6 protein-coding genes are annotated in these 5,705 nt (G+C 62.8%); 4 read left to right on the top strand and 2 right to left on the bottom strand.

The features are described 5' to 3' along the window. Positions 1-240: 240 nt before the first annotated feature. From IIY41_RS10290 to IIY41_RS10280, 3 genes are read left to right on the top strand one after another with little or no spacing between them, the layout of a single operon-like run. Positions 241-654, top strand: a complete 414-nt coding sequence (locus IIY41_RS10290) for an EamA family transporter (protein ID WP_009322591.1) — start codon at positions 241-243, stop codon at positions 652-654. 22 nt (positions 655-676) lie between these two features. After that, complete coding sequence (locus IIY41_RS10285) at positions 677-1,540, top strand: NAD(P)/FAD-dependent oxidoreductase (RefSeq protein WP_256291434.1); 864 nt, start codon at positions 677-679, stop codon at positions 1,538-1,540. A gap of 50 nt (positions 1,541-1,590) precedes the next feature. Beyond that, positions 1,591-2,076 carry a deoxycytidylate deaminase gene (locus tag IIY41_RS10280; protein ID WP_009322589.1) on the top strand — a complete coding sequence of 162 codons (486 nt, stop codon included), beginning with the start codon at positions 1,591-1,593 and terminating at the stop codon, positions 2,074-2,076. Positions 2,077-2,167: 91 nt separating this feature from the next. Here the strand turns inward: IIY41_RS10280 and IIY41_RS10275 are convergent, their stop codons facing one another. Together IIY41_RS10275 and IIY41_RS10270 are read right to left on the bottom strand one after the other, a co-directional pair. Then, the gene (locus IIY41_RS10275; RefSeq protein WP_117472972.1) at positions 2,168-3,355 is read right to left on the bottom strand and encodes an aminotransferase-like domain-containing protein; all 1,188 of its coding nucleotides are present in this window, start codon (positions 3,353-3,355) and stop codon (positions 2,168-2,170) included. Between the two features lie 52 nt (positions 3,356-3,407). Then, positions 3,408-4,619, bottom strand: coding sequence for a cation diffusion facilitator family transporter (locus tag IIY41_RS10270; protein WP_050006683.1), 1,212 nt, complete (start codon positions 4,617-4,619; stop codon positions 3,408-3,410). Between the two features lie 250 nt (positions 4,620-4,869). Here IIY41_RS10270 and IIY41_RS10265 point away from each other — a divergent pair, with 250 nt between their 5' ends. Beyond that, positions 4,870-5,451 (top strand): hypothetical protein, encoded by a 582-nt coding sequence (locus IIY41_RS10265; protein WP_117472971.1) that lies wholly within the window; start codon positions 4,870-4,872, stop codon positions 5,449-5,451. The last annotated feature ends 254 nt before the right edge of the window (positions 5,452-5,705 follow it).

Below are 5,705 nucleotides of genomic sequence, written 5' to 3'. Positions count from 1 at the left end.
CCGGCGGGCCCGGCGGCGCGTGAAGGCACGCCCTTGGGCGCACGCGCCCGGCGGCCGCATTTGCGGAAGCCCCCTGCCCCGCCGGCGCGGACGCTTTCCTGCCCGGCGGCAAAAAAACACGCGCGGAAGGCCCCGAAACGGCCGCGGCCGCTTGTGTTTTTGCCCCGTGCTGCTGTATAATAAACGCAAAGGCGCCCGGTGCGGCCGGGCACGCCCGCACAAAGAAATGGGGGCTTTTTCATGTGGGCCGTTTACGCGGGGCTTTCCGCATTGTTCGCCAGCCTGACGGCGATCCTCGGCAAGATCGGCGTCCAGGGCATCAATTCCAACCTGGCCACGGCCATCCGCACCATCTTCGTGCTTGTGATGGCCTGGGGCATGGTGTTCATCACCGGGGCGCAGGCCGGCATGAAGGACATCGGCGGCAGAAGCCTTGTGTTCCTCATGCTCTCCGGCCTTGCCACAGGGGCAAGCTGGCTGTGCTATTATAAGGCGCTGCAGGTGGGGCAGGTGGCAAAGGTCGTCACCATCGACAAATTCAGCCTCATCCTCACATTCCTTCTGGCCGCGCTTTTCCTGGGGGAAAAGCTCACGCTCAAAACGCTGCTGGGCGGCGTGCTCATCACCGTCGGCACGCTCGTTGTGGCGCTGTGACCACACCGGATAAGGAGTACAAATGGAAACGAATTTTGACTGCATTGTCATCGGCGCAGGCCCAGCGGGGCTTTCGGCGGCGCTGAACCTGCGCCAGCGCGGCAAGACCGTGCTGGTGGTGCACAGCGGCGAAACGCTGCTGGCCAAGGCCGAGCAGGTGGACAACTATCTGGGCATGCCGGGGCTGTCCGGCAAACAGATGATGGAGCGCTTTACGCAGCACGCCCGGGACGCGGGCGCTGTGCTGCGCAAGGGGCGCGCGGGCAACGTCATGCCGTTCGGCGGACGCTTCATGGTCAACCTGGACGGCGATATCCTGGAAACGGGCGCCGTGGTGCTGGCCTGCGGCGTTTCCAAGGCAAGGCCCGTGCCCGGCGAGGCCGAGCTGCTGGGCCGCGGCGTTTCCTACTGCGCCACCTGCGACGGCATGCTGTACCGCGGGCGCGCGGTAGCGGTGTGGGGGCTTTCCCCCGAAGCGCCGCAGGAGGCCAATTTCCTGCACGGCATCGGCTGCTCCGTCACCTACATCGCGGGCCGCAGGCCCGACACGCTGGAAGCGGGCGTGGCCTTCCGGGCCGGGCGCGTGGAGGCCGTGGAGGGCGGGGCCGCCGTGGAGGCCGTGCGCGTGGGCGGCGCCGCGCTGCCCGTACAGGGCGTTTTTATCCTGCGCGCGGCCACGCCGCCGGACGCGCTGGTGCCCGGCCTTGCGCTGGAAAACGGCTTTGTAAAAACAGACGCCGCCATGCGCACCAACATTCCCGGCCTGTTCGCCGCGGGCGACATGACGGGCAAGCCGCTGCAGGTGGCCAACGCCGTGGGCGACGGCCTTGTGGCCGCGCTGGCCGCCGTGGACTATCTGGACGGCGTCAGCCCCATGACGGATTGACGCGCGGTGTTCCCGCGCAAACATCATACACAGATCAAGGAGGCCCTGCTTTGAAACGGACGGATTATATTTCCTGGGACGAATATTTTATGGGCGTGGCGCTGCTCACCGCGCAGCGCAGCAAGGACAACACCTCACAGGTGGGCGCGTGCATCGTCAGCCGCGAAAACAAGATTTTGTCCATGGGCTACAACGGCATGCCCACAGGCTGCTTCGACGACGACATGCCCTGGGAGCGCGAGGGCGAACCGCTGAAAACCAAATACATGTATGTCTGCCACGCCGAGCTGAACGCCATACTGAACCATGCCTCCGGCACAGGCAGCCTGAAGGGCGCGCGCATCTACACCACGCTGTTCCCCTGTAACGAATGCGCCAAGGCGCTGATCCAGAGCGGCATCTCACAGGTCATCTATTACGAGGACAAATACGCGGATTCCGATTCCGTGATCGCCAGCAAACGGATGTTCGACATGGTGGGCATCCGCTACACGCCGTACAAGCGCACGGGCCGCGGCGTGGAGCTGGCGCTGTGAGCCGTGCGCTCCGGCTGATGCAGAAAACCAGAGCGGCGCTCCCTTTCAAAGAGGGAGCGCCGCTCTGGTTTGTTTTTATCCCGCCTGCATGTCAGAGCCCCTGCGCGGCAAGCACCCCGGCCATAACGGAAACACCCTTCACGATGTTCTCCGGCGTGGGGGTGGAAAAATTCATGCGGAAGCTGCCGCACGGCGCTTCTTCGTCCACCATGAACGCGTTGCCCGGCACAAGCGCCAGCTTGCGCGCAAGGCATTCCCGCACAAACGCGGGCATGTCCGCTCCTTCGGGCAGCGTGCCCCAGATGAACATGCCGCCCTCGGGCCGCGTATAACGGACCTGCGGGCACTTTTCATCCAGCTGTTCCATCATCAGCGCCGCCTTGGCCGCGTAAATTTTGCGTATCTCCCGGATGTGCGCGTCCATATCCGTGCGCGTCAGCATGGCCTCGCATACACGCTGCGCCCACACGTTGGTGTGCACGTCGCTGCACTGCTTCGCCACCACAAAGGCGGCCATCAGCTTTTTGTCGCAGACGCAGTACGCAAGGCGCATGCCCGGGCACAAAATTTTGGAAAAACTGCCCGCGTAGATAACGGCACCCTCGGTGTCCATGCTTTTGATGGACGGCACCGGCCCGCCCGCGATGCGCAGCTCCCCGTAGGGGTCGTCCTCCAGCACGGGCACGCCGTACCGCACCGCAAGCGCATAGACGGCCCTGCGCTTGGCAAGGCTCATGGTCTTGCCCGTGGGGTTCTGGAAATTGGGGATGCAGTAGAAAAAGCGCGGCTTTTCCGGCGCGGCAAACACGGCCTCCAGCGCGGCCAGGTTTACGCCGTCGTCCTCCATCGGCACGCCGGCCAGGCGCGCGCCGCTGCTGCGGAACGCGTTGAACGCCCCCAGGAACGCCGGGTTTTCCACAGCCACCACGTCGCCCTCGTTGCAAAGGCATTTGGCCGCGAAATCCAGGATCTGCTGGCTGCCGGATGTAATGAGCACGCCGTCGTTTTCCTTCGCCACCCGTTCGCGCCGGTTGGCAAAGGCCCGCACGGCTTCGCGCACCGAGGGCACGCCCTCCGACACCGAATACTGCAGCGCGGCCACAGGGTCCTGCCGCAGCAGTTCGTCCGAAAAGCGCGCGATGTCCTCCGCCGGGAATGAATCCGCCGCCGGGTTCCCGCCCGCAAAGCTGATGAGCGTCGGGTCGCTCATCTGCTTGAGTATCTCGCGGATGACCGACGGCTTCATATTGCGCATCTTATCCGAGATTTTGAATTCCATGTTCTTTCCCTTCCCTTTCCGTATCCTTTGGCCGCCCCAAAAGGCGGGCGGCTCATTCCTTTCCGTCTGTTTTGCACGCGCCGGGGATGGCCGCGTAGCTGTGGTCGATGGTGACCACGGCGTAATATTTCGTTTCGCCCGCGTCGTGCGTCTCCACAAGGCTCTGGATGCGTTTGCGCAGCGCGGCGTCCGAAAGCGGAAAATTGTGCGGCACCACGGTGTCGAAAATCAAATTTGTGTGGGACGGCCCCTGCACCATGCGGAAATCGTGGATGGAAAGCTCCGGCGAAATGCTCCGCACCAGCTCCTTCACCCACTCCCGGGCCGTGCCCACCGCGTCGTCGCCCGTCAGGATGGGGTCGTAATGGATGATGAGGCTGATGTGGTCGTTCTCCTGGAAATCCCGTTCGATGTTGTCGATGATGTCGTGGCTCTGCATCACGTCGTTTTCCGCCGCCATCTCCACATGTACGCTGGCAAAACGGCGGCCGGGGCCGTAATCGTGCACCATCAGGTCGTGGGTGCCCAGCACGCCGTCGTAGCTCATCACCTTTTTGCCGATGTAATCCGTCAGCTCCTCGCTGGGCGCCTCTCCCAGCAGCGGATCGACCGTTTCCTTCAGGATGCCCACGCCGCTCCACAAAATGAACAGCGCCACGCCAAGGCCCATCCAGCCGTCCAGCTCCAGCCCCGTCAGGCCCGAGACCACGCTCGCCGCCAGCACCGCCGCCGTGGAGATCACGTCGTTGCGGCTGTCCATGGCCGTGGCTTCCAGCGCGGCCGAGCCGATGCGCCTGCCCACCTTTTTATTAAAGGCCGCCATCCACAGCTTCACGCCGATGGAGAGCAGCAGCACCGCCACGGTGACAAGGCTGAACTCCACGGCCGTGGGGGACAGGATCTTGCCGATGCTGGAACGCGCCAGCTCCACGCCGATGACGAGGATCATCACCGAGACGGCCAGCCCCGCCAGATATTCGATGCGCGCATGGCCGTAAGGGTGTTCGTCGTCCGCGGGCTTTGCCGAAAGCCGGAAGCCCACCAGCGTGATGACGCTGGACGAGGCGTCGGAAAGATTGTTCACCGCGTCGGCCGTAATGGAGATGCTGCCGAACAGCGTGCCCACCGCCAGCTTGGCCGCACACAGCAGCACGTTGCAGAAAATGCCCACCGCGCCCGCCAAATTGCCGTAAGCGGTGCGCACGGCAGGGTCGTTCACGTCCGTGCTGTTTTTGATAAAGCGTTTTACCAGAAAGTCCGTCAAAGCCGCCGCCTCTTTTCCAGAATTATACAAATTTCAGATTCTTTTTATTATACGGCAAAGGAGGCAAAAGTGCAACCCGTTTGCAGCGGCTGACCGCCGGTGGCCGCCGCTTTGCCCAAGCTGCGTCCGCTTTTCTTGGGCAAGGCGACGGTTTTCCGGCGGCGTGCTGTGCAAGCCCTTTGCTTTTTGGTATGATACAGTCAAGAAGCAGCTTTACCGCTGTTCACATTTACATCAGGAGGTGCTCAGGATGACAACAGCAAGGGACCCGCAGAAGAAAAAGCGCGCGCCCTCGAAGGGCCGGGTGCTCCTGTGGGCCGGCGTTTTTCTCTTGAATTTCGTTTTGCTCACAGCGGCGGTTTCCCTGGCGGTATTCCCGCAGGCGGGCCCGCTGACGGCCGAGCGGCTGGCCCGGCTGCCCTATTTTGAAGGCTGCGAGCTTCTGGACGTGCACACGAGGGCGGGCGGTTCTGCGCGGCTGTTCGGCCAATCGGACGCGGACTGGGTGCTTTACCGGAACAGCACCGACGAAACGCGCCTTGTGGGCGTCAGCTGGAGCCTTTACACCTCCCGCTTTCGCATCGACGAAAAAACCGACGCCGCCGTTCCCGGTGACAGGCTTTATCACACCGCTCAGGTTCAGAGCGGTTCCGGCCTGTATGAGGTCTCCGTTCAGACGCAGGACCGGATCATGGACGCGCGCTGCATTGCCGGAATGCAGGGCCCCCAAAGCAGCGTATGGCTCTATATTTCCCTTGCGCTGGGCCTGACGCTGCTGGAAGCCGCCGTCCCGCTGTTTATTCAGCGCCGCCGCAAAGGCGCGTTGGCATAAAAAAACATCGGTTTTGGGCCGGACGGTTTGACGCGCAGCGTCAAAAGGCGCGTTGACGCAAGAAAACATCGGTTTTGGGCTGACGGTTTTGGCGCACAGCGTACTCAAAAAGTCTGGCAATCCACAAAGGATTGCCAGGCTTTTTTCGCGCACTGTACATCCAAAACCGCCGGGCCAAAACTGCGCAGCACCCTTGAAACGGGAATTTTCGATGCAGAGCAAGGAAAATTGCCGCAGGCACCCTTTGTGGTTGT

The sequence above is a fragment of the Ruthenibacterium sp. genome, assembly GCF_017421385.1.
Lineage (GTDB): Bacteria > Bacillota > Clostridia > Oscillospirales > Ruminococcaceae > Ruthenibacterium > Ruthenibacterium lactatiformans.
This window is presented reverse-complemented; position numbering and strand designations above follow the sequence as displayed.

Excerpts from the sequence above, each read along its gene's own strand:
- IIY41_RS10275 (WP_117472972.1), bottom strand. The coding sequence starts at position 3,355 with ATGGAATTCAAAATCTCGGATAAGATGCGCAATATGAAGCCGTCGGTC.
- IIY41_RS10285 (WP_256291434.1), top strand. The coding sequence starts at position 677 with ATGGAAACGAATTTTGACTGCATTGTCATCGGCGCAGGCCCAGCGGGG.
- IIY41_RS10265 (WP_117472971.1), top strand. The coding sequence starts at position 4,870 with ATGACAACAGCAAGGGACCCGCAGAAGAAAAAGCGCGCGCCCTCGAAG.
- IIY41_RS10290 (WP_009322591.1), top strand. The coding sequence starts at position 241 with ATGTGGGCCGTTTACGCGGGGCTTTCCGCATTGTTCGCCAGCCTGACG.